The organism is Kitasatospora sp. NPDC101183 (assembly GCF_044767945.1).
In the GTDB taxonomy this organism is placed as follows: Bacteria; Actinomycetota; Actinomycetes; order Streptomycetales; family Streptomycetaceae; genus Kitasatospora.
The window spans coordinates 64,805-87,015 of record NZ_JBIWOW010000029.1 but is presented as its reverse complement, the minus strand read 5'-3'; the positions used below and the strand labels follow the sequence as shown (position 1 = coordinate 87,015).

Below are 22,211 nucleotides of genomic sequence, written 5' to 3'. Positions count from 1 at the left end.
CCCGTACGATGGAGCCATGTCCAACACCGCGCAGCGCCGTGTCCTGCTCGCCGCCCCCCGGGGCTACTGCGCGGGCGTCGACCGCGCCGTGATCGCCGTGGAGAAGGCCCTGGAGCAGTACGGGGCGCCCATCTACGTCCGCAAGCAGATCGTCCACAACAAGTACGTGGTGCAGACCCTGGAGAAGAAGGGCGCGATCTTCGTCGACGAGACGGAGGAGGTGCCCGAGGGCTCGATCGTGGTGTTCTCCGCCCACGGCGTCGCCCCGTCCGTCCACGACGAGGCCGAGGCCGGCAGGCTCGCGACCATCGACGCCACCTGCCCCCTGGTCACCAAGGTGCACAAGGAGGCCGTCCGCTTCGCCGACGAGGGCTTCGACATCCTGCTGGTGGGCCACGAGGGCCACGAGGAGGTCATCGGCACCATGGGCGAGGCCCCGGACCGCATCCACCTGGTGGACGGTGCCGAGGACGTGGCGAAGGTCCAGGTCCGGGACGAGTCCAAGGTCGTCTGGCTGTCCCAGACCACCCTGTCGGTGGACGAGACCATGGCCACCGTCGGCGAGATCAAGAAGCGCTTCCCCGGGCTGGTCAGCCCGCCCAGCGACGACATCTGCTACGCGACCCAGAACCGCCAGGTCGCCGTGAAGCAGCTGGCCGAGGAGACCGACCTGCTGATCGTGGTCGGCTCCAAGAACTCCTCCAACTCCGTCCGCCTGGTCGAGGTCGGCCTGGAGTACGGCGCCAAGGCCGCCCACCTGGTGGACTTCGCCGAGGAGATCCGGGAGGAGTGGCTGGAGGGCGTCACCACCGTCGGCCTGACCAGCGGCGCCTCGGTGCCGGAGATCCTCGTCGAGGGTGTGCTGGAGTTCCTGGCCGCGCGCGGCTACGACACCGTCGAGACGGTCAAGACCGCCGAGGAGCACCTGACCTTCTCGCTGCCCAAGGAGCTGCGCCGCGACCTGCGCGCCGAGGCGGCACGCAAGCTCTGACCCGAGGCCTGTCGGCCCGGTTCCCCTCTTCCCGGGGAGCCGGGCCTTCTGCTGTTCCTTCTGTCGTTCCTTCTCCTGTTCCTTCTGCTGTGCGCCGGCCGGGTGCCTCTCGTAGGTTGGTTGCCCAGGCCGGGGACAGGAAGGTCCGCGGCCGGACGGCGGAGGGCGGACGCGATGACGGCGGTATTCGGCGTGGACATCGGCGGCTCGGGCATCAAGGGGGCGCCGGTCGACCTCGCCCGGGGCGCCCTCGCCGAGGAGCGGCACAAGGTGCTCACCCCGCAGCCGTCCGCCCCCGAGGCCGTGGTCGAGGCCGTCCGCGAGGTGGTCCGCGCCTTCGACCACCAGGGCCCGGTCGGGCTCACCTTCCCCGGCGTGGTGGTCGGCGGCCGCACCAGGACGGCGGCCAACGTCGACAAGGGCTGGATCGGCCTCGACGCCGCGGGCCTGTTCGGCGAGGCGCTCGGCCTGCCCGCGACCGTCCTCAACGACGCGGACGCGGCCGGCCTCGCCGAGACGGCGCACGGCGCGGGGCGCGGCGAGCGGGGCGTCGTCCTGGTGCTCACGTTCGGCACGGGCATCGGCAGCGCGCTCTTCGTGGACGGCGCGCTGGTGCCCAACACCGAGCTGGGCCACCTCGAGATGCGCGGCAAGGACGCGGAGCGCCGGGCCTCCTCGGCCGCCAGGGAGCGGCACGGGCTGGACTGGGAGCAGTGGGCCGGGCGGGTCGACGAGTACCTGGACCTGGTGGAGGGGCTGTTCTCGCCGCAGCTGATCGTGATCGGCGGCGGGGTGAGCCGCAAGCACGAGAAGTTCCTGCCGCTGATGCGCGAGCGCGAGGCGCGGGTGGTGCCGGCCGAGCTGCGCAACGACGCCGGGATCGTCGGGGCCGCCATGGCGGCGGCCCGGGCGGCCTGACGTCCGTCGGCGGGCTTCCTAGCGCGAGCGGTGGATGCGGCGCTGGGCGATGAAGCGGGCCAGCACGATCAGCGCCGCCAGCCCCGTGCCGGAGAACAGCCAGCCGGCCCGCAGCGCCAGGCCGGTCGCCAGGGCCACCACCTGGGCGGTGACGCCCGGGGAGTTGACCGGCGCGAGCGCGAGCATCGCGACGGCGAAGGCGATCGGCCCGCTGATCGGCGCGGCCAGCAGGTCGGCGTAGCGGACGCGGACGGCCAGCTGGAAGCAGACCACCATGTACCCGAGGCCGAACAGCCAGCCCAGGCCGCCGAACAGCAGCCGGTCCACGCCCGCCACGGCGAGCGTGGCGAGCACGGCGGCCACGCCGGTGCCGATGGCGGTCAGCCGGGTCGGCCGCCCGGTGCGCTTGCGCCCGTACATCGGGGCGCCGCCGCGCCCGCGCAGCGGCAGGCGCAGCCGCAGCCGGGGCGTGGCCGGGCGGGCGGCGGGCTGGCCGGCCACCGGGCGCAGCCGGGAGGGGCGGGCGGCGGGGGCTCCGTCGGTCTCGGGAGCCCGGCCGGGCCCGGGCACGGCGGCACCGGCCGCGCGGTTCGGCGGCCTGCGTCTGGGCCCTGGCGTCTGGGTACGGATGCTCTGCTCCACTCGCCCAACGTACGGTCCGATCATCGCCACACTGTGTAATGGACCGTTCAGGTCTTGTCCCGTGTCCCCGGATGGCGTACTCATATGATGATCGATTGATCGTTGATCAGGTACCTGCCCTGCTCAGCCGAGTCAACGACACCTGATCATCTGATGATTGCCACGGGGGTAGGCATGACCGAGGACTTCGCGTTCGTCCGGCTCGACCACGTCCAGCTCGACATCCCGGCGGGCGCCGAGGACGAGTGCCGCGCCTTCTGGACCGGCGTCCTCGGCATGACCGAACTGCCCAAGCCCCCGGTGCTCGCGGCCCGCGGCGGCTGCTGGTTCCGCGGCGGCGGCGTCGAGGTCCACCTCGGCGTCACCCCGGACTTCCGCCCCGCCCGCAAGGGCCACCCCGGCATCCTGGTGCGCTCCCTCGACGCCCTCGCCGAGCGGCTCGCCGCGCACGGCCACGCGGTGGTGTGGGACGACAACCTGCCCGGCCACCGGCGCTTCTACGCCGACGACAGGCTGGGCAACCGCCTGGAGTTCCTGGAGCCGAGGACGGCCCCGACCGAGGCGTGAGCCCGGCGGGGCGCTGCCCGTAGACTTGGGGGTCGGCCCGCCCAGGGCCTGCCCAACTCCTCCAAGCCCCCGGGACCGCACTTCATGTCGCTCACGATCGGAATCGTCGGCCTGCCGAACGTCGGCAAGTCGACCCTGTTCAACGCCCTGACCAAGAACGACGTGCTGGCGGCCAACTACCCGTTCGCCACCATCGAGCCGAACGTCGGCGTCGTCGGCGTCCCGGACGAGCGGCTGACCAAGCTCGCCGAGATCTTCGGCTCGCAGCGCATCCTCCCGGCCACCGTCGACTTCGTCGACATCGCCGGCATCGTGCGCGGCGCGAGCGAGGGCGAGGGCCTGGGCAACAAGTTCCTCGCCAACATCCGCGAGTCGGACGCCATCTGCCAGGTCGTGCGGGCCTTCACCGACCCCGACGTGGTGCACGTGGACGGCAAGGTGTCGCCCAAGGACGACATCGAGACCATCCACACCGAGCTGATCCTGGCCGACCTCCAGACCGTCGAGAAGGTCCTGCCCCGGCTCCAGAAGGAGGCGCGCCTCAAGAAGGAGACCGCCTCCGTCCTGGCCGCCGCCGAGGCCGCCCAGGCGATCCTGGAGACCGGCAAGACCCTCTTCGAGGCCGGCTTCGACACCGCCCCGATCCGCGAGCTCCACCTCCTCACCGCCAAGCCCTTCCTCTACGTCTTCAACGTGGACGAGGACGAGCTGGCCGACGAGGACTTCAAGAACGTCCAGCGCGCGCTGGTCGCCCCGGCCGAGGCCATCTTCCTCAACGCCAAGATCGAGTCCGAGCTGATCGAGCTCGACGACGCCGAGGCCCTGGAGCTCCTCCAGTCCATGGGCCAGGACGAGCCCGGCCTCGCCACCCTCGCTCGCGTCGGCTTCGACACCCTCGGCCTGCAGACCTACCTCACCGCCGGCCCCAAGGAAGCCCGCGCCTGGACCATCAAGAAGGGCGCCACCGCCCCCGAGGCCGCCGGTGTCATCCACACCGACTTCCAGAAGGGCTTCATCAAGGCCGAGGTCATCGCCTTCACCGACCTCGTCGAGACCGGCTCCACCGCCGAGGCCCGCGCCAAGGGCAAGGCCCGCATCGAGGGCAAGGAGTACGTCATGCAGGACGGCGACGTCGTGGAGTTCCGCTTCAACGTGTGATCAATTCACTGCTGCATGTCACTTGATTTGACAAGTGTGCAGGTCGGAGAGGGTCGGACTCCATGGAGTTCGACCCTCTCCTCGTTTCCGTGCTGACTTGGTGCTGACCTGCGGGAGTCCATGCCGGTCATCGATGCACCCGAAGCCCGAATGAGTGGTACGTTATTCGGTACCACTTGCCTAAGGGGGTTCGCGCCATGTCCATCACCGCGAGCGAGGCCCGCAGGGATCTCTTCCCGTTGATCAAGAAGGTCAACGAGGATCACGACGCCATCGAGATCGTGTCCAAGCACGGAAATGCCGTGCTCGTCTCCGCCGAGGATTACGCCGCCCTGCGTGAGGGCTCGTACCTCCTGCGTTCGCCGGCGAACGCGCGTCGCCTTCTCAAGGCGTACGACAACGCACTGAACGGCATAGGGCTCTCCGAGCGCACGCTCATCGACCCCGACTCGGCTGATGCCGGGCGGGGTGTCGAGTGAGGCTCGTCTTCGAAGAGCAGGGTTGGGAGGACTACACCTCCTGGCTCAAGAACGATCGCAAGATGCTCGCGAGGATCAACAAGCTCATCGAGGACGTCCTGCGCGATCCGTTCACCGGGATCGGCAAGCCCGAGCCACTGAAGTACCACCTGCCAGGGGCCTGGTCGCGGCGGATCGATGACGAGCACCGCCTCGTCTATCTGGTCACCGACCGGGAGGTCATCATCCTGGCGGCCCGCTACCACTACTGATTCCCGGTCCTGGTGTGCTGCCACGGTGCTGATTCCGTGCTGACTTGGCTCCTCGAAATCAACGTTTCCGTAGGTCGCAGCGCTGTGGTGGAAGTTCCGCTTCAACGTCTGACCGGGCCAACGGGAGGTGGGGGGGGGGGGGGGGGGCCCCGCCGCCCCCCCCCCCCCCCCCCCCCCGCCCCACCTCCCGTTTCGGTTTCCCGTCGGCTCAGTTCTCGTAGTGGTAGCGGCACTGGGCGATCAGGATCGAGTCGTCGGTGACCTTGTGGATCAGCCGGTGCTCATCGTTGATCCGGCGCGACCAGTAGCCCTGGAACCCGTGTTTGAGCGGTTCCGGTTTGCCGATCCCCTCGTTGCCGTTGCGCGCGACATCGGCGACGAGGGTGTTGATCCGCTTGAGGATCTTGCGGTCCTGGACCTGCCACCACAGGTAGTCCTCCCAAGCCCGGGAGGCGAAGGTGACCTTCACTCCGGGTCCGCCAGCTCCCGTACGGTTCCTCCGCCGTTCTCCAACTCGTCGATGGAGGCCAGCAGGCGGCGGGCGTTGGCGGGGCTGCGCAGGAGGTGGGCGGTCTCCTTGAGGGACTGGTAGTCCTCCAGCGAGACGATGACCACCGGCTCGTGCCCGGCGCGGGTGATCACTATCTCTTCACGGTCGTCGGTGACCGCGTTGAGCACCTCGGCGTAGCGTGCGCGGGACTCCGAGCAGGTCATCGTCTTCATGGGTCGCCTCCTCCGCTGCGTACAAGAAACTGTACGCCGGGCCGGTGGGGCGACAAGGCGGGATTCCCGCCGGCGCCTCAGGGGTGGACGGTGACGGTGAGGAGGCCGTCGGGGGTGGGGGTGACGGTGAGGGTGGTGAGGTCGGGGGTGTGGGCGTCGGGGTGGTGGGCGGCGGCGCGGGGGCCGATGCCGATGACGCGCATGCCGGCGGCGCGGGCGGCGGCGATGCCGGCGGCGGAGTCCTCGAAGGCGAGGCAGTCGGCGGGGGTGAAGCCGAGGGCGGCGGCGCCCTTGAGGAAGCCCTCGGGGTCGGGCTTGCTGGCGCCGACGGATTCGGCGGTGACCAGGACGGGCGGGAGGGGGAGGCCGGCGGCGTCCATGCGGACCCGGGCGAGGGGGAGGTCGGCGGAGGTGACGAGGGCGTGGGGGAGGCCGGCGAGGGAGGCGAGGAAGGCGTCGGCGCCGGGGATCTGGACGACGCCCTCGGTGTCGGCGCGCTCCTCGGCGAGCATCTGCGCGTTCTCGGCGAGGTTGACCTCGACAGGGCGGTCGGGGAGGAGTTCGGCCATGGTGGCGTGGCCCTGGCGGCCGTGGGCGATGGCGAGGACGGCGGCCGGGTCGAGGCCGTGCCTCACGGCCCAGCGGGTGAAGCAGCGTTCGACGACGGCGTCGGAGTTGACCAGGGTGCCGTCCATGTCGAGGAGGAGGGCCCGGGTGGTGAGCCGGATCGGGGCGGGGCTGGGCATGAGGCGTCTCCTTGAGGAGAATGGCGGTGGCAGCGAAGCCGAGTCTTTTGTTTTGAAATGATACAAAAGATTAGCGGAGCAGGTGGGCGTTGACCGCCCGCGCCTCCTCGGCCAGCTCCGGCAGCTCCACCACCTCGACCCCCGCCGCCTCCAGCAGGGCCGTCCCCTGGCAGTCGGCGACGAAGAGGTCCGGCTCGCGCCAGGCGACCACCACGCGGGGCACGCCCGCCGCGATCAGCAGCCGGGCGCACGGCGACGGGCGGGAGGCGCGCTGCCCGCAGGGCTCCAGGCTGCTGTAGACCGTCGCCCCGCGCAGTCGGGGGTCGCCCGCCGGGAGCTTGGCCAGGGCCGCCTCCTCGGCGTGGTCGTGCGGGTCGCCCTCGCGGCTGAAGCCCTCGGCGAGCACCTCGCCGTCCGCGCCGACGATCACCGCGCCGACGGAGAAGGCCGTCGTGGAGGGCGGGCAGCGTCGGGACAGCTCGACCGCCCGGCGCAGGTGGGCGAGGTCGGTGGCGGGGCTGGTCACGGGGCGGGCTCCTTGGGGGCGTACCTGAGCAGGACGACGTCGCCCACCGTACGTGCCTCCAGCAGGCGCATCCGCCGGGCCGGGCCGCCGGGGAAGGCGGCCGGGCGGACGAACCTCGGCGCCTCGGCCTGGCCGACCAGCAGCGGGGCGACGGCCAGCTGCAGCTCGTCCGCGAGGCCCTGCGCCAGGAACTGGGTGTGCACCCCGCCGCCGCCCTCGACCATCAGCCGGCGCACCCCGCGCGCGCCCAGGTCGTCCAGCACCGCGCCGAGGTCCACCGCGCCGCCGAGCGCGACCACCTCCGCCAGCCCGTCCAGCCGGGGGCGCAGCACGGACGCGCCGGCCTCCGTGGTGTACGCGAGCTTGGCGCCGCCGGTGTGCCAGAACCGCAGGTCGGCATCGAGCGCGCCGCTCGCGCTGAGCGTCACCTTGAGCGGGTGCTCGGGGCGGCCGGCCGCGATCCGGTCGGCGCGCCGGGCGGGGGAGTTGACCAGCAGGCGCGGGTTGTCGGCGCGCAGGGTGTTGCCCCCGACCAGGATCGCGTCGGCCGCCGCGCGCTCCTCGTCGACCCGGTCGAAGTCGTCGGCGTTGGAGAGCAGCAGGCGCTCGGGGGAGGCGTCGTCGAGGTGGCCGTCGAGGGACATCGCGGCGCTCAGCAGGACGAAGGGGCGCTGGCCGGGCATCGGCGGACCGTTCTCTCGGGGGAGGGGTTCCCACGGTACGGCGGGTGGGTGGCACGCCGGACGGTGATCGAAATGTGAGACGAATCTTCTCGGGATGTGGATCGTTCGCTAGCGTCGGGGGAGAGCGGGCAGGGTGCCCGCTCTCAACCGCAGGGGGACGTCATGACCGTCTACACCCACGGCCACCAGGAGGCCGTGCTGCGCTCGCACCGCTCCCGTACGGCCGCCGACTCGGCCGCCTACCTGCTGCCCGAACTGCGGCCCGGGCAGGCGCTGTTGGACATCGGCTGCGGCCCCGGCACGATCACCGCCGACCTGGCCGAACTGGTCGGCCCGCAGGGGCGGGTGGTCGCGGTGGACGCCTCCGCCGAGGTGCTGGCGCAGGCGGCCGAGCACGTGGCCGGGCGCGGTCTGTCCAACGTCGAGTTCGCCTGCGCGGACGCCCACCGACTGCCGTACCGGGACGGGGAGTTCGACGTCGTGCACGCCCATCAGACGCTGCAGCACCTGGCCGACCCGGTCGGCGCGCTGCGCGAGATGCGCCGGGTGACGGCGCCCGGCGGGGTGGTCGCGGCCCGGGACGTCGACTACGCGACGATGACCTGGTACCCCGAGGCGCCCGCGCTGGAGCGCTGGTCGGAGCTGTACGCGCAGGTCGCCCGCGCCAACGGCGGCGAGCCGGACGCAGGGCGGCGCCTGCTGGCCTGGGCCCGGGAGGCGGGCTTCGCCGAGGTGACGGCGAGCGCGAGCACCTGGACCTTCGCGACGCCCGACCGGCGCGCCTGGTGGGCCGAGATGTGGGCGGACCGGGTCACCGGCACGGCGTTCGGACGGACGGCGGTCGAACGCGGCCTGGCGGACCAGGGGGAGCTGGAGCGGATCGCGGACGGCTGGCGGGAGTGGGCCGCCTCCGGGGACGGCTGGTTCTCGATGCTGCACGGCGAGGTCCTGGCGCGCGGGTGACGCGGAGGCGGCGGCGGGGCTGCCGACGGGCGGCAGGGGAACGGCGACGGGGCGGCGGCAGGGCGGCGGGCGTAATGGCGCGGCGAATGGTTGGGATGATCCGATAGAGTCGCGCGTCCGCTCGCACCGGGCCGGTTCGGGTCCGTCCGATCCGGCGGCGGGGGCCGAGCCGACGAGTCGAACCACCGGAGCTGAGGTCCGTCGCGGCGGGCCGGGGGAGTCCAACGTGTCGAAGTCCGAGCTGCCCGGCCCGGAGCCGGAGTCGCCCGCCGGGGAGGCCGGGGAGGCCGTGCCGCAGCGGGATCCGCGCATCGACCTCCTCGCCTCCCGCCCGGAGGAGGCCGACCCCGACGGGGCGCCCGCCGGCAAGGACCCGGCCCAGGCGGCCCCGGCACCCCCGGAGCCCGCCGCGCCCGCCGCGCCCGCCCCCGCCCCCGAGCCGGCCAACCCCTGGGCCCCGCCCCAGGACACCCCCGCCCCGTCCGTCGCCCCGCCCCAGCCGCCGCCCCCGCCGCTGCCCGCCGGCGGCTGGGCCTCCGTGCCGCCGTCCGCGCAGTCCGGTCTCCAGCCGGGCATGCCGGGCACCCAGCCCCCGCTCCCGTACGGCCAGCCGTACGGTCAGCCCTACGGCCCCCCGTACGGCGCCCCCGCCACCCCGGGCACCAACGGCCTCGCGATCGCCTCGCTGGCGACCGGCCTGACCCTGCTGTCGCCCGTGGCCCTGGTGCTCGGCATCGTCGCGATGTTCCAGATCAAGCGGAACCGCGAGCGCGGCCGGGGCCTGGCCGTGGCGGGCGTGGCGCTCGGCGCGGCCGGCACGCTGCTGTTCGCCCTCGTCGTGGGCGCGGCCGACTTCAGCTCGCCCCGCAGCACCGACCGGGCGGCCCGGGGCGGTGGCGGCGGTGTGCCGGCCGGGATGGTGCACTGGTCCGACCTGAAGACCGGCGACTGCTACAGCACGCCGGAGGGCGGCAGCTCCGCCGATCCGAGCGGCGACGAGACGGTGTACTGGGTGCGCAAGGTGCCCTGCACCGAGGCGCACCACGGCGAGGTGGCCGGCGCCGCCCAGTTCCCCGCCGCGGAGGGCCGGACGTACCCGGGCGAGAGCGTGGTCCGGGAGCGGGCCTCCGAGCTGTGCCGCCCGGTGCTCGACGAGTACGCGCTCGACCAGTGGGCCGTCCCGGACGGCATGGACGACGTCTACCTCTACCCGACCAGGCTCAACTGGGCGCGCGGCGACCGGTACGTCACCTGCGCCTTCGAGGACCGCGACGACCAGCACCGGGGGACGGTCCGCACCGACCGCACGAAGCTGAGCGCGGCCCAGCTGGCCTACCTGGAGGCCGTGCGGGACTTCAACGGCGTCTCGACCAACCGCCCGAAGAAGGACGCCACCGCCGACCCGGCCGCCAACCGGGACTGGGCCCGGCGGATGGCCGCCGCCTCCCGCGCCGAGGCTGGGGCGCTGCGCAAGGCCTCCGGGAGCTGGTCGGCGGAGGTCGCCCCGAAGGTCGCCAAGCTCGCCGCGGCCCAGGAGCAGGCGGCCTCCGCCTGGGACGACGCCGTGGACGGCTCGGACCTGGTCGGCGACATCCGCCGCGCGCAGGCCCTGGTGGGCAAGACCGTCCCGCTGAGCGTGGACGTCCGGCGCGCGCTGGGCCTGGCCACCGGGGAGCAGGCGCCCGACCTCCGGGTGTGAAGGCCCGAGGTGTGAAGGCCCGAGGTGTCCCGAGGTGGGAGGACTCCGGGTGTGAAGGCCTCGCCCGAGCCCCCGTTACCCGTCGTTAACCGTGCCCGAACCCCGTGGTAGCGCTGCGGGCGTATGGTCGCGGGCGAGCCCCGGCCCGACCCCCACGCGGGCCGGGGCCCTCCTACCCTTGCCCCCATGGGCGATCACCGGGTGATGCGACAGGACGACAACGGCAACCGCTTCCTGGTCGCCGCCGGTCTCGACCGGGCGGAGGCGGAGCGCCTGGCCGCCGAGTTCGAGGCGCGCGGCCACAAGCAGCTGTACTGGGTGGAGGCGGAGGACGGCCCGGCGGGCCACCCGTAGAAGTCCCGGACGGCCCCGTCGGCTCGGGCCGTAGGGTCGGGGCATGGACGAGGCCCCCGAGAACAGCACCGCGCAGACCCCCGCCCCCCGGATCGTCGTCGGAGGCGCCCTGGTCCACCGCGGCCGGGTGCTCGCCGCCCGCCGCAGCACCCCCGAGTCGGTGGCCGGCCGCTGGGAGTTCCCCGGCGGCAAGGCCGAGCCCGGCGAGACGGAGGCGCAGGCGCTGGAGCGCGAGCTGATGGAGGAGCTGGGCGTACGGGCCCGGGCGCTGAACAGGCTGCCCGGCGCGTGGACCGTCCGGCCCGGCCTGGAGCTGCGGTTCTGGACGGCCGAACTGCTGGACGGCGATCCGCGCCCGCTCCTGGAGCACGACGAGCTGCGCTGGCTGGGGCCGCAGGAGCTGGACTCCGTCGACTGGCTGGTCCACGACCGCGAGGTCCTGCCGCACGTCGAGCCGCTCCTGCACGGCTGACGGCCGCCGCCGACGCACTCGCCCGGAACCGCCGCCCCCGTCGCCCGGAACCGCCGCCCCCGTCGCCCGGAACCGCCGACGCGCACTCGCCCGGATAGGTCAATCGGACAAGTCGGCCCGGCAGCCGGGATAGCCTGGGTGCTGCTGGGTATGTCACTTTTCGGCCCAATTCGTCACCATCGGTGAGCCGCCCCAGCCGGCGGCGCCGATCCCGAGCAGAGCCGGAGGCCTCGACGGTGCCGAGTACCGGGAACGGCCGCGGGGGAGCGCGACGGACGGCGGGCTCCGCAGGGAGCGCCGCCGCCCGCGCACGGCTGCGCCGGGGAGCCCGTCCGGCCGCGCCGCCGCCCCCGCCCGCCCGCCGCCGCTCCGTCCCGGAGCCGGTCCCGGACCCGGCGGGAGCCCAGGAGAACGCCACCACCCCGGCGCCCGAGGCCACCCCGCACGCCCCTCCCTCGCACCCCGCGCCGACCCTCACCACCCCCGCCGGCGCACCCGGCCCCCGCAGCCGCCCCGGGCGCCCCTTCCCGGGAGGCCCCGCCGACGCCCCGTACGGCCTCGCCGAGCCCCCCGGGGGCGGCCTGCTCGACATGCTCAAGGTCGCCATCGCGATCCTGGACACCGCCGGCCGGGTGGTCCTCTGGAGCCCCGCCGCCGAGGAGCTGCTCGGCTGGCCGAGCGAACTGCTGGTCGGCCGCCGCATCGAGGAGCTGATCCCCGACCAGGAGCAGGTCGGCCGCATCCGCGCCGCGATCCAGGACACCCTGCGCCACGGCCGCTGGGCCGGCCTCGCCGAGCTGTTCGACCGGGACGGCCGGCCCGTCGCCGTGGACGCCCGGATCTCCCTGCTCGTCGACGGCGACGGCACCCCGTTCCTCCAGGCCAACCTGGCCGAGGCCGCCGCCGTCCGCGCCGTCGAGCGCGACCTCGCCGTGCGCGACGCGCTGTTCGAGCAGTCCCCGCTCGGCATCGCCATCATGGACACCGACCTGCGCTACACCGCCGTCAACCAGACCCTCGCCGAGATGAACGGCGTCGCCCTGGAGGACCACGTCGGCCGCACCACCGGTGAGACCCTGCCCGAGCGCGCCGCCGACGAGATCACCGCCATCCAGCGCCAGGTGCTGGCCACCGGCGAGCCCGTCATCGACGTCACCCTCGCCTCCCCGGTCACCGCCCGCGCCGGCTACCGCTCCATCTCCTACAGCCGGATGACCGACCGCGCCGGCCGCGTCCTCGGCATCTCCGGCACCGTCATGGACGTGACCGAGCGCTACCGGGCCGTCGCCAAGGTCGAGCACGCCCGCCGCCGGCTCTCGCTGCTCAACGAGTTCGGCTCCCGCGTCGGCGACCTCCTCGACGCCTCCCGCATCGCCCAGGAGCTCGCCAGCTCCGTCGTCCCCCGCCTCACCGACCACTCGGCGGTCATCCTGCTCCAGGCCGTCGCCCACGGCGACGACCTGCCCCGGCACGGCCACGACCGGCGCACCTCCCTGCTCCAGCTCGGCACCGCCTCCGTCCAGGACGGCCCCGAGGTCGAGGTGATGCTGCGCCGGGGCGCCCGGATCACCTTCGCCGAGGACTCCGCCTGCGGACGGGTGCTGCGCACCGGCGTGCCCGAGCTGCTCTCCGGCGCCGACCAGCTGGACGACGTCACCTACTCCGGCGACCCGAAGATGCAGGCCGCCCACGATCTGGGCGTGCACTCGATGCTGGTCGTCCCGCTGCGCGCCCGCGGCATCGTCATCGGCCTGCTGCTGGTCAGCCGGGCCGGCTACCGCGAGGGCTTCGACCGGGACGACCTCGCCTTCACCGTCGAACTCGCCGACCGCGCCGGCAGCTCCCTCGACAACGCCCGCCTCTACGCCCGCGAGCGCACCGCCGCCCTCACCCTCCAGCGCACCCTGCTCCCGCAGCAGGTCCCCCAGCCCACCGGCGTCGAGGTCGCCTACCGCTACGTGCCCGGCAGCAGCGGCACCGAGGTCGGCGGCGACTGGTTCGACGTCATCCCGCTGCCCGGGGACCGCACCGCCCTGGTCGTCGGCGACGTCATGGGCCACGGCCTGCGCGCCGCCGCCACCATGGGCCGGCTGCGCACCGCCGTCCGCGTCCTGGCCGCCCTCGACCTGCCGCCGGACGTCCTGCTGCGGCACGTCCACGAACTGGCCGACGACCTCGCCCAGGGCCCGGACGAGGCGCTGCTGGCCACCTGCATCTACGCCGTCTACGACCCGGGCACCTCGATGCTGACCGTCGCCAAGGCCGGGCACATCCCCCCGGTGCTGGTCGTGCCCGGCGAGGAGGCCGAGGAGCCCACCCGCACCGGCAGCCCGCTGCCCGGCGGCCGGGGGCGCATCCTCGACCTGCCCTCCGGCGCCCCCCTCGGCGTCGGCGGCGTCCCGTTCGAATCCGTCGAACTCAAGATCCCCGAGGGCAGCCTGCTCGCCCTGTGCACCGACGGCCTGGTCGAGTCCCGGGACAAGGACCTCGACGTCGGCCTCGGCCGGCTCGTCACCGTGCTCCAGGAGCCGCACGCCTCCATCCAGGCCGCCTGCGAGGCCGTCCTCGACACCATGGAGCAGGGCCGCGAACCCGACGACGTCGCCCTGCTGCTCGCCCGGCTCGGCCACGGCCAGGCCGGCACCCCCACCGCCGGCTGGACGCTGCCCGCCGAGCCCACCGCCGTCTCCCGGGCCCGCCGGCTCGTCCGCGGCACCCTCGCCGAGTGGGGCGTCGAGCAGCTCACCGACACGGCGGAGCTGCTGGTCAGCGAGCTGGTCACCAATGCCGTCCGCTACGCCAGCGCCCCGATCGGGGTCCGGCTGACGCTCGGTGAGACGCTGCTCGTCGAGATCTCCGACCCCCTGCCCGACCCTCCCCGGGAGCGGCACGCGGCCGAGGCCGACGAGGGCGGCCGTGGCCTGGAACTCGTCCGCCGCCTCGCCCTGCGCTGGGGCGCCAGGGCCGAGGGCATGGGCAAGGTCGTCTGGTTCGAACAGGCTCTGCCGGGCGACGAGGGCGACGGCGCCTGACCCGCGCGGGGCGCCCTCGGCCGGGCGCCGCATATGCCATCACGCCCCCAGGGGGAGCGCGGACCCCGGAAGGGGGCGCGGACGTGGCATTGTGGTTGCGCGGGCGGTAGGACAAAAACCTTCGCCCGATCTGATGTTGTGATGTTGAGGGCGTGTGAACGTACCCCTCGATGATGAATACTCGGTCTTCTCGACATCCGGACGGTCGCGGGTTGGAGGGGTCGGTCCGTTGAACAGCACCCCGGCGCGGAGCGCGCCGAGCAGCAGCGGTCATGCCGCTGTTCCCGGGCAGGCCGGTGCCTCGCACCTGCCACCGCCCCCGGCACCGCCGGGGACGGACCCCGCCCGGCCCCGCCCGGGCCACGAGTCCGGTGACCGGACGTGGGGCGCGGGCGACCCGGGGTCGATCTACGACTACATCCGCGTCGCCACCTTCGCGATCGGCCCGGACGGGCGGATCAGCCAGTGGAGCGAGCGCGCCGCCGAGTTCTTCGGCGTCCCCGCCGCCGAGGCCGTCGGCGCCGATCCCATCACCACCTTCGTCCCCCGCGAGCTCTGGCAGCGCGGCCGCGCCCGGCTGGAGCGCACCCTCGCCGGCGAGGAGTGGGTCGGAACCACCCCCTACCGCGAGGCCGGCGGCAGCGAGGGGCTCGCCGAGCTCTACCTGATGCCCGACAGCGCCCTGCCCACCGCCGGCGCCACCTGCCTGGCCGTCGACCTCGGCCGGCTGCGCCGCATCGAGACCGACCTCGCCGCCTCCGAGGCCGTCTTCGGGCAGACCCCCACCGGCTTCGTGCTCTTCGACGACCGGCTGCGCCTCCAGCGCGTCAACGACGCCTTCGCCTCCGGCATGGGCCTCGCCCCGGCCGACCTGGAAGGCCTCACCGCCCACGACATCTTCCCCGCCGGCGAGGCCGACCGCCTCGCCGCCGCCCTGCGCAAGGTCCTCGCCACCGGCGAGCCCGTCTTCGACCTGCGCTTCCACGGCACCGTCCCCACCCGCGACGGCAACCGGCTCTGGGCCGTCTCGCTCTACCGCCTCAACGGCTCCGCCGGGCAGACCATGGGCGTCGCCGGGCAGGTCTCCGACGTCACCAGCCGGCACGTCGCCGAGCGCGAGGCGGACGGCGTGCGCCGCAACCTCGCCCTGCTCAACGAGGCCAGCGCGCACATCGGCTCCACCCTCGACCTGGAGACCACGGCCAAGGAGCTGCTGGACGTCGTCGTCCCGCCGTTCTGCGACCTCGCCACCGTCGACCTCTACACCGCGCTGCTCTCCGGCGAGACCGTCCCCAGCGCCGGGCGTCTGGGCGACACCGTCCTCACCGACGGCAGCGGCGAACTGCGCCGCGTCGCCGTCTCCAGCGTCATCGGCGGCGCCTCCTCGGTGCTCGGCTCCGTCACCGGCCTGCCGATCGCCGAGGCCGGCGGCACCCTCTGTTACCCCCGCCGCTCCCCGCACGCGCGGGCGCTGCGCACCGGCCGCAGCGTCGTCCCCGAGCCCGGCCCGGACCCGCTGCTGCGCTCCACCCTGATCGTGCCGCTCGTCGCCCGCGACCAGGTGCTCGGCCTCGTCCAGCTCTCCCGCGCCATCGGCAGCGAGCCCTTCGACGCCCGCGACGTCGCCATCGCCGAGGAACTCGTCGCCCGCGCCGCCGTCTGCATCGACAACGCCCGGCTCTACCGCCGCGAGCACGAGCGCGCCCTCATCCTCCAGCGCAGCCTGCTGCCCCCGGGCAACCCGGCCGCCAGCGGCCTGGAGATCGCCTGCCGCTACCTGCCCAGCAACAACAACACCGAGGTCGGCGGCGACTGGTTCGACGTCATCCCGCTGCCCGGCAACCGCACCGCCCTGGTCATCGGCGACGTCATGGGCCGAGGCCTGCGCGCCGCCGTCGCCATGGGCCAACTACGCACCGCCGTACGGACGCTCGCGATGCTCGACCTCGACCCGGCCGAGGTGCTCACCGCCCTCGACGAGATCGCCCGCGGGCTCGGCGACGACTCCGTGCCCGTCGGCCCGCCCACCCCGTACGGCCGGCTCACCTCCTCGGCCGACGAGGGGGCCCGGGAGGTCTACCTCGCCACCTGCGTGTACGCCGTCTACGACGCCGTCACCCGCCGCTGCGTCTTCGCCAACGCCGGCCACCTGCCGCCCGTCCTGCTCAGCCCCGGCGAGCCCGCCCGGATGCTCGACGTGCCGCCCGGCCTGCCGCTGGGCGTCGGTGGCGAGCCCTTCGAGGAGGTCGAACTGACGCTGCCGGACGGCGCCGTGCTCGGCCTCTACACCGACGGCCTGGTGGAGAGCCGCAAGCACCAGCTGGACGAGGGGCTCAAGGCCTTCCGGATCGCGCTCTCCGCCGAGGAGAAGGGCCTGGAGGACCTCTGCGACCACGTGCTCGGCGAGCTCGACCCGCACCACGGCGAGGACGACATCGCCCTGCTGATGGCCAAGGTGCACGCCTTCCCCGAGGACGCCGTCGGCAACTGGTTCCTGCCGCCCGAGCCCACCTCCGTCGCCAAGGCCCGTGAACTGGCCTGCAGTTGGCTGCTCTCGCGCGGCCTGGAGGAACTGGTCGACACCACCGAGCTGCTGGTCAGCGAGCTGGTCACCAACGCGCTCAAGCACGGGCGCGGCGAGATCCGGCTGCGGCTGCTGCGCGAGCGCGGCCTGGTCTGCGAGGTCTGGGACGACGGCTACGCCCAGCCCCGCCAGCGGCGCGCCCAGGAGACCGACGAGGGCGGGCGAGGCCTGCAGCTGGTCAGCCTGCTGGCCGAGCGCTGGGGAAGCCGGCGCACGCCCAAGGGCAAGATCGTCTGGTTCGAACTGGCCCTGTAGGCCGTACGGGTGCTCCGGCGCGGCGGCCCGCCGTGTCGGAGCGGGCCCCGCGGGCGCCCGGTGTTGCCTGACCGCCATGCGCGTCCGCCAGCTCACCGCCGCAGCCGCCGCGCTGCTGCTCGCCGCCGGACTCGGCGGCTGCACCGGGGGCCACTCCCGCACCCCGGCGCCCGCCCCGATCCCGGCGGACCCGACCGCCACCACCGGGGACGTCCGCCCCGCCGAACGCGCCTCCGTCCGCGACGGCGGCACCGTGCGCTGGGCCCTGGACGGCGTCCCGGCCACGCTGAACGTCTACCAGCGCGAGGCGAACGCGGACTCGGCCCTGCTCGCGCACGCGCTCTACCCCTCCCTGTTCCGGCCCGACGAGCACGGCCGGCTCGCCCCCGATCCGGACTACCTGGCCTCCGCCGAGTCCACCCCGCCCGGGCAGCAGCCGCAGGTGGTCACCTACCGGCTCAACCCGCACGCCGTCTGGAGCGACGGCACCCCGCTGTCCGCCGCCGACCTCACCGCCCAGCGGGCCGCCCTCTCCGGCCTCGACCCCGCCTACAGGGGCGGCCGCCCGGCCGGGTACGACGCCGTCGACTCGATCGTCCAGGGCGCCGACCCGCGCGAGGTCAAGGTGACCTTCCGACGGCCGTACGCCGAGTGGCGCTCCCTCTTCGCCCCGCTCTACCCCGCCGCCGAGACGGGCACCCCCGGCGCCTTCAACCGGGCGCTCACGGGCGGGAGCCACCTGAGCGCCGGGCCGTACGCCGTCGCCCGGTACGACGCGGACGGGGGCCGGGTCACCCTGGCCCGCAACCCGCTCTGGTGGGGGGACCGGCCCAAGGCCGACCAGCTCGACTTCCAGGCCGCGCCGCCCGAGCGGCGCCTCGACGCCCTCGACCAGGACCGGCTGGACGTCGCCCCGCTCACCGCCGTGGTCGACCGGGCGGGCACGGGCGCGGGGACGCAGGCGCTCCAGCGGGCCGAGCGGCTGCCCGGGATCACCGTGCACCGGGCCGCCGCGCCCTCGCTCACCCAGCTCACCGTCAACGCCGCCCGGGGCCCGCTCACCGACCCCGCCGTGCGCCGGGCCCTGGCCCGGGCCGTCGACCGGCGCAGGGTCGCCGAGGCCGCCCTCGCCCCGCTCGGCCTGCCCGGCGCCCCGCTCGGCAGCCACCTCCTCGCCCAGGGGCAGGAGGGCTACCGCGACGACAGCGCGGCGGCCGGGCCCGAGGACGCCGGGCGGCAGCTGGACGCGGCGGGCTGGACGCGCAAGGGCGGCGGCACCCGGGCCAAGGACGGCAAGGAGCTGGCGCTGACCCTCCTCGTCCCCTCCGGCTCCGCCGCCGCCGAGCGCACCGCCGACGCCCTGCGCGTCGTCCTCGCCGAGGCCGGCGTCGCGGTGAAGCCGGTGACGGCGCCCGGCGAGACCTTCGTCCAGGAGGAACTGGTAGCCGGGGACTACGACCTCGCGCTCTTCTCCTGGCCCGCCGGCCCCAACCCGGCCGGCGAGCAGCGCCCCGCCTACGCCAAGCCCCGCCCCGACCCGGACGGCGCCCTCGCCCCCGGCGCCAACTACGGCCGCAGCGGCACCGAGGAGATCGACCACCTCTTCGACCGCGCCGCCGCCGAACTCGACCCGGCCGCCCGCGCCGACCTGCTCCAGGAGGCGGACGTCCGGATCTGGCAGCTCGGCCACTCCGTCCCGCTCTACCAGCGCCCCGACCTCGTCGCCGTCCGCACCGGCCTCCGGGGCGTCGGCGCCTTCGGCTTCGCCTGGCCGCGCTTCCAGGACGTGGGGTGGAGCGGTTAGGCCGTCGGCAGCATCCGCTCCACGTCGGCGATGCGGGCCAGCCCGGGGCACTCCCGGCGGGCGCGGGCCAGCGCCTTGCGGGCCTCCTCCGGGCGGCCGTCCGCGATCAGCGCGGCGGCGAGGGAGCAGCAGGCCTCGGCCCGCCAGAAGGGGGAGCTGGCAAGGGTCGAGAGGCGGCGGGCCACCCGGACGGCGGTGCGGTGGTCGCCCCGGAACCGGGCGAGGTCGGCGGTGGGGAGGAAGTCGGGGAGCAGGGCCGGATCGGGGATGTTCCACAGGTTGAGGAACGGCTCCAGTCGGGCCCCGGCCAGCTCGGGGGGCAGCTCCCCGGAGTCGGCGTGACTGATCAGCACCATCCCGATGGTCCAGCACGCCGAATACTCCGAGCAACCCCGCTCCAGGTCGGCGAGGACGAGCTGCTGCGCCTCCTCGTGGCGGCCCTCGGCCAGGGTGACCACAGCGGCGGTGAGGAGCGGGCCCCCGCCCTCGTCCAGCTTCCGGCGGGCCTGCGGGATCAGGCCCCGTACGAGGAGCCGCTCGGCCTCGGCGGCGGTCGGCGACGGGAGGTCGATCTTCACGCCGTCCGGGCGGAAGGGCAGGACGAAGACGGCCCAGAGGGAGTCGATCGGCCGCGCCGCGTAGACCACGGCGGTCATGACGAGGGTGACGAGGAGGCCGTAACCGATGCCCTGGGGCAGGCCGGTGCGGGAGGTCGCCAGCCAGGCGCCGAGCCCTCCGTGGAGGGCGAACAGCGCGGTGGAGGCGGCCCAGGTCCGCAGCCGGACGGCGGGGACGGCCCGCTGCCCCCAGTGGAGCAGGAGTCCGCTCGCGGGCCGCGTGCCGAGTTCGACGAGGGCACCGGCGATCGAGCCGCTCCAGAGCTTCCGGCCCCTCCCGTACTTCACCGCGTACAGGCGTCCGCCGTAGAAGCGGTGGGTGAGCAGGAACCAGAGGTCGCCGAGCGGTTCCTGGCCTATCAGGAAGCCGGCGATGCAGCCGATGGCGGTCTCGGGAGCGAGTCCGTTCTTGAGGGCGGCCCACAGGGCGACTGCGGCGGCGGCACGGAAGGTCCAGGGCAGCGAGGCCAGGATTCGTTGGATCACGGACGGAAGCGTGGCGCACGCCGCCGACGGTGTGGAGACCCGTGGAGAGGGTGTGATCCAGATGTGATCTTGGTCCCCCGAGCTGCCCGTTTCTGCCCCCCTGGGCGCTTCCCCGTACGATAGGGGGAAGCCGCGCATGTCCAGATGCCCGGCGGGTGGACCGGTAGTAGCAGGCGGAACGGGCGGCGGCGATCGACAGCGATCGCAAGTGCGCGTCACGCAGCCGGGCGCCGCAACCCACGATTCCGGGAGAATCAGCAAGGCATGCCCACGCGCAACGACATCCGTAACGTCGCCATCGTCGCCCACGTCGACCACGGCAAGACCACGCTGGTCGACGCCATGCTCAAGCAGGCCGGCGCCTTCTCGGCCCACCAGCAGCTCGACGACCGCATGATGGACTCGAACGACCTGGAGCGCGAGAAGGGCATCACCATTCTCGCGAAGAACACGGCGGTGAAGTACCACCCCAAGGACGGCGGGGCGCCGATCACCATCAACATCATCGACACCCCGGGCCACGCCGACTTCGGTGGCGAGGTCGAGCGCGGTCTGTCGATGGTGGACGCGGTCGTGCTGCTCGTGGACGCCTCCGAGGGCCCGCTGCCGCAGACCCGCTTCGTGCTGCGCAAGGCGCTCTCGCAGCGCCTGCCCGTCATCCTCTGCATCAACAAGACGGACCGCCCGGACTCCCGGATCGACGAGGTCATCAACGAGACCTACGACCTGTTCCTGGACCTGGACGCGGACGAGGAGCAGATCGAGTTCCCGATCGTCTTCGCCTGTGCCCGTGACGGCGTCGCCTCGCTGACCAAGCCGGAGAACGGCACCGTCCCGGCCGACAGCACCAACCTGGAGCCGTTCTTCTCCACCCTGCTGGAGCACGTCCCGGCCCCGACCTACGACGAGGACGCCCCGCTCCAGGCCCACGTCACCAACCTGGACGCCGACAACTTCCTCGGCCGCATCGCGCTGCTGCGCGTCGAGCAGGGCGAGCTGCGCAAGGGCCAGACCGTGGCCTGGATCAAGCGCGACGGCACCATCTCGAACGTGCGCATCTCCGAGCTGCTGATGACCGAGGCGCTCACCCGCAAGCCGGCCGAGGTGGCGGGCCCCGGTGACATCTGCGCCGTCGCCGGCATCGGCGAGATCATGATCGGCGAGACCCTGGCCGACCCGGAGAACCCGATCGCCCTGCCGCTGATCACGGTGGACGAGCCGGCCATCTCGATGACCATCGGCACCAACACCTCCCCGCTGGTCGGCCGCGGCGGCTCCGGCAAGGGCGCGGACGCCAAGTCCGGCGCGGGCAAGGTGGACCGCAAGGTCACCGCCCGCCAGGTGAAGGACCGCCTGGACCGCGAGCTCATCGGCAACGTCTCGCTCCGCGTCCTGGACACCGAGCGCCCGGACGCCTGGGAGGTGCAGGGCCGCGGTGAGCTGGCGCTGGCCATCCTCATCGAGACCATGCGCCGCGAGGGCTTCGAGCTGACCGTCGGCAAGCCGCAGGTGGTCACCAAGCAGGTCAACGGCAAGACCCACGAGCCGGTCGAGCGCCTCACCGTGGACGTGCCGGAGGAGCACATGGGCGCGGTCACGCAGCTCATGGGCATCCGCAAGGGCCGGATGGACAACATGTCCAACCACGGCTCGGGCTGGGTCCGCATGGAGTTCGTCGTGCCGTCGCGCGGCCTGATCGGCTTCCGTACGGAGTTCCTCACCAACACCCGCGGCACCGGCATCGCCCACTCGATCCACGAGGGCCACGAGCCGTGGTTCGGCCAGCTGACCACCCGCAACAACGGCTCGCTGGTCGCCGACCGCTCCGGTGTGGTCACCGCCTTCGCGATGACCAACCTCCAGGAGCGCGGCGTGCTCTTCTGCGAGCCGGGCACCGAGGTGTACGAGGGCATGATCGTCGGTGAGAACTCGCGTGCCGACGACATGGACGTGAACATCACCAAGGAGAAGAAGCTCACCAACATGCGTTCCTCGAACGCTGACGTGGCCGAGTCGATCGTCCCCCCGCGCAAGCTCTCGCTGGAGCAGTCGCTCGAGTTCTGCCGCGAGGACGAGTGCATCGAGGTGACCCCGGAGACGGTTCGCATCCGTAAGGTCGTTCTCGACGCGAAGGACCGCGGACGCACTGCCTCGCGCGCCAAGAAGGCCTGAACCTGATGGCATAGAGGGCCTTTGGCCGGAATGCCCGCCCCCCTTTCCGATGGAGAGGGGGGCGAACTTTTTCAACTACTCCAAGTTGT

The 22,211-nt window shown here is 73.7% G+C and carries 19 protein-coding genes and 1 pseudogene; 14 read left to right on the top strand and 6 right to left on the bottom strand.

Features of this window, described 5'->3' with window-relative positions:
* Positions 1-16 precede the first annotated feature (16 nt).
* Together ACIRRS_RS31820 and ppgK are read left to right on the top strand one after the other, a co-directional pair.
* Complete coding sequence (locus ACIRRS_RS31820; protein WP_402978157.1) at positions 17-991, top strand: 4-hydroxy-3-methylbut-2-enyl diphosphate reductase; 975 nt, start codon at positions 17-19, stop codon at positions 989-991.
* A gap of 174 nt (positions 992-1,165) precedes the next feature.
* Positions 1,166-1,909, top strand: coding sequence for a polyphosphate--glucose phosphotransferase (gene ppgK, locus ACIRRS_RS31815; RefSeq protein WP_402978154.1), 744 nt, complete (start codon positions 1,166-1,168; stop codon positions 1,907-1,909).
* A gap of 18 nt (positions 1,910-1,927) precedes the next feature.
* Here the strand turns inward: ppgK and ACIRRS_RS31810 are convergent, their stop codons facing one another.
* Positions 1,928-2,551, bottom strand: coding sequence for a DUF6542 domain-containing protein (locus tag ACIRRS_RS31810; RefSeq protein ID WP_402978151.1), 624 nt, complete (start codon positions 2,549-2,551; stop codon positions 1,928-1,930).
* Positions 2,552-2,725: 174 nt separating this feature from the next.
* Between ACIRRS_RS31810 and ACIRRS_RS31805 the strand changes: the two genes are divergently transcribed.
* From ACIRRS_RS31805 to ACIRRS_RS31790, 4 genes are all read left to right on the top strand, one after another.
* On the top strand, positions 2,726-3,118 hold the full coding sequence (locus tag ACIRRS_RS31805) for a glyoxalase (RefSeq protein ID WP_402978148.1): 393 nt from the start codon (positions 2,726-2,728) through the stop codon (positions 3,116-3,118).
* A gap of 84 nt (positions 3,119-3,202) precedes the next feature.
* Positions 3,203-4,276: a redox-regulated ATPase YchF gene (gene ychF, locus ACIRRS_RS31800; RefSeq protein WP_402978145.1), complete on the top strand. Its 1,074-nt coding sequence runs from the start codon at positions 3,203-3,205 to the stop codon at positions 4,274-4,276.
* A 197-nt stretch (positions 4,277-4,473) separates the two neighbouring features.
* A complete protein-coding gene (locus tag ACIRRS_RS31795; RefSeq protein ID WP_329927349.1) occupies positions 4,474-4,755 on the top strand; it encodes a type II toxin-antitoxin system prevent-host-death family antitoxin in 282 nt (93 codons plus the stop codon).
* Positions 4,752-5,006: a Txe/YoeB family addiction module toxin gene (locus ACIRRS_RS31790; protein WP_402978142.1), complete on the top strand. Its 255-nt coding sequence runs from the start codon at positions 4,752-4,754 to the stop codon at positions 5,004-5,006. The genes ACIRRS_RS31795 and ACIRRS_RS31790 overlap by 4 nt, the downstream gene beginning before the upstream one ends.
* A 208-nt stretch (positions 5,007-5,214) precedes the next feature.
* Here ACIRRS_RS31790 and ACIRRS_RS31785 read toward each other — a convergent pair whose 3' ends face one another.
* The 4 genes and pseudogenes from ACIRRS_RS31785 to ACIRRS_RS31770 form a co-directional block, all read right to left on the bottom strand.
* Entirely contained in the window at positions 5,215-5,475 is a 261-nt protein-coding gene (locus ACIRRS_RS31785; RefSeq protein WP_402978139.1) for a Txe/YoeB family addiction module toxin, read from the bottom strand.
* The gene (locus tag ACIRRS_RS31780) at positions 5,472-5,729 is read right to left on the bottom strand and encodes a type II toxin-antitoxin system Phd/YefM family antitoxin (RefSeq protein ID WP_402978136.1); all 258 of its coding nucleotides are present in this window, start codon (positions 5,727-5,729) and stop codon (positions 5,472-5,474) included. The genes ACIRRS_RS31785 and ACIRRS_RS31780 overlap by 4 nt, the downstream gene beginning before the upstream one ends.
* A gap of 77 nt (positions 5,730-5,806) precedes the next feature.
* Positions 5,807-6,475, bottom strand: a complete 669-nt coding sequence (locus ACIRRS_RS31775) for an HAD-IA family hydrolase (protein WP_402978133.1) — start codon at positions 6,473-6,475, stop codon at positions 5,807-5,809.
* A 70-nt stretch (positions 6,476-6,545) separates the two neighbouring features.
* Positions 6,546-7,684 (bottom strand): annotated as a pseudogene (locus ACIRRS_RS31770) (dihydrofolate reductase family protein).
* Positions 7,685-7,846: 162 nt separating this feature from the next.
* On the opposite strand from ACIRRS_RS31770, the gene ACIRRS_RS31765 reads away from it, so the two are divergent.
* From ACIRRS_RS31765 to ACIRRS_RS31735, 7 genes are all read left to right on the top strand, one after another.
* Positions 7,847-8,647: a methyltransferase domain-containing protein gene (locus ACIRRS_RS31765; protein WP_402978130.1), complete on the top strand. Its 801-nt coding sequence runs from the start codon at positions 7,847-7,849 to the stop codon at positions 8,645-8,647.
* A 226-nt stretch (positions 8,648-8,873) separates the two neighbouring features.
* A complete protein-coding gene (locus tag ACIRRS_RS31760) occupies positions 8,874-10,346 on the top strand; it encodes a DUF4190 domain-containing protein (RefSeq protein ID WP_402978127.1) in 1,473 nt (490 codons plus the stop codon).
* A 186-nt stretch (positions 10,347-10,532) separates the two neighbouring features.
* Positions 10,533-10,700, top strand: coding sequence for an SPOR domain-containing protein (locus tag ACIRRS_RS31755; RefSeq protein WP_402978124.1), 168 nt, complete (start codon positions 10,533-10,535; stop codon positions 10,698-10,700).
* 43 nt (positions 10,701-10,743) lie between these two features.
* Positions 10,744-11,172: a (deoxy)nucleoside triphosphate pyrophosphohydrolase gene (locus tag ACIRRS_RS31750; protein WP_402978122.1), complete on the top strand. Its 429-nt coding sequence runs from the start codon at positions 10,744-10,746 to the stop codon at positions 11,170-11,172.
* A gap of 236 nt (positions 11,173-11,408) precedes the next feature.
* Positions 11,409-14,204: a SpoIIE family protein phosphatase gene (locus tag ACIRRS_RS31745; protein WP_402978119.1), complete on the top strand. Its 2,796-nt coding sequence runs from the start codon at positions 11,409-11,411 to the stop codon at positions 14,202-14,204.
* A 229-nt stretch (positions 14,205-14,433) separates the two neighbouring features.
* Positions 14,434-17,043: a SpoIIE family protein phosphatase gene (locus ACIRRS_RS31740; RefSeq protein WP_402978116.1), complete on the top strand. Its 2,610-nt coding sequence runs from the start codon at positions 14,434-14,436 to the stop codon at positions 17,041-17,043.
* 76 nt (positions 17,044-17,119) lie between these two features.
* Positions 17,120-18,847, top strand: coding sequence for an ABC transporter family substrate-binding protein (locus ACIRRS_RS31735; protein WP_402978113.1), 1,728 nt, complete (start codon positions 17,120-17,122; stop codon positions 18,845-18,847).
* Here ACIRRS_RS31735 and ACIRRS_RS31730 read toward each other — a convergent pair.
* On the bottom strand, positions 18,844-19,950 hold the full coding sequence (locus tag ACIRRS_RS31730; RefSeq protein WP_402978110.1) for a hypothetical protein: 1,107 nt from the start codon (positions 19,948-19,950) through the stop codon (positions 18,844-18,846). The two genes, ACIRRS_RS31735 and ACIRRS_RS31730, sit on opposite strands and share 4 nt — an antisense overlap.
* 264 nt (positions 19,951-20,214) lie before the next feature.
* Here ACIRRS_RS31730 and typA point away from each other — a divergent pair, with 264 nt between their 5' ends.
* Positions 20,215-22,122: a translational GTPase TypA gene (gene typA, locus ACIRRS_RS31725; protein ID WP_402978107.1), complete on the top strand. Its 1,908-nt coding sequence runs from the start codon at positions 20,215-20,217 to the stop codon at positions 22,120-22,122.
* The last annotated feature ends 89 nt before the right edge of the window (positions 22,123-22,211 follow it).

What these genes read in the sequence shown, in the direction of transcription:
- ACIRRS_RS31820 (WP_402978157.1), top strand. Translation starts at nt 17, where the DNA reads ATGTCCAACACCGCGCAGCGCCGTGTCCTGCTCGCCGCCCCCCGGGGC.
- ppgK (WP_402978154.1), top strand. Translation starts at nt 1,166, where the DNA reads ATGACGGCGGTATTCGGCGTGGACATCGGCGGCTCGGGCATCAAGGGG.
- ACIRRS_RS31805 (WP_402978148.1), top strand. Translation starts at nt 2,726, where the DNA reads ATGACCGAGGACTTCGCGTTCGTCCGGCTCGACCACGTCCAGCTCGAC.
- ychF (WP_402978145.1), top strand. Translation starts at nt 3,203, where the DNA reads ATGTCGCTCACGATCGGAATCGTCGGCCTGCCGAACGTCGGCAAGTCG.
- ACIRRS_RS31795 (WP_329927349.1), top strand. Translation starts at nt 4,474, where the DNA reads ATGTCCATCACCGCGAGCGAGGCCCGCAGGGATCTCTTCCCGTTGATC.
- ACIRRS_RS31780 (WP_402978136.1), bottom strand. Translation starts at nt 5,729, where the DNA reads ATGAAGACGATGACCTGCTCGGAGTCCCGCGCACGCTACGCCGAGGTG.
- ACIRRS_RS31775 (WP_402978133.1), bottom strand. Translation starts at nt 6,475, where the DNA reads ATGCCCAGCCCCGCCCCGATCCGGCTCACCACCCGGGCCCTCCTCCTC.
- ACIRRS_RS31765 (WP_402978130.1), top strand. Translation starts at nt 7,847, where the DNA reads ATGACCGTCTACACCCACGGCCACCAGGAGGCCGTGCTGCGCTCGCAC.
- ACIRRS_RS31755 (WP_402978124.1), top strand. Translation starts at nt 10,533, where the DNA reads ATGGGCGATCACCGGGTGATGCGACAGGACGACAACGGCAACCGCTTC.
- ACIRRS_RS31750 (WP_402978122.1), top strand. Translation starts at nt 10,744, where the DNA reads ATGGACGAGGCCCCCGAGAACAGCACCGCGCAGACCCCCGCCCCCCGG.
- ACIRRS_RS31735 (WP_402978113.1), top strand. Translation starts at nt 17,120, where the DNA reads ATGCGCGTCCGCCAGCTCACCGCCGCAGCCGCCGCGCTGCTGCTCGCC.
- typA (WP_402978107.1), top strand. Translation starts at nt 20,215, where the DNA reads ATGCCCACGCGCAACGACATCCGTAACGTCGCCATCGTCGCCCACGTC.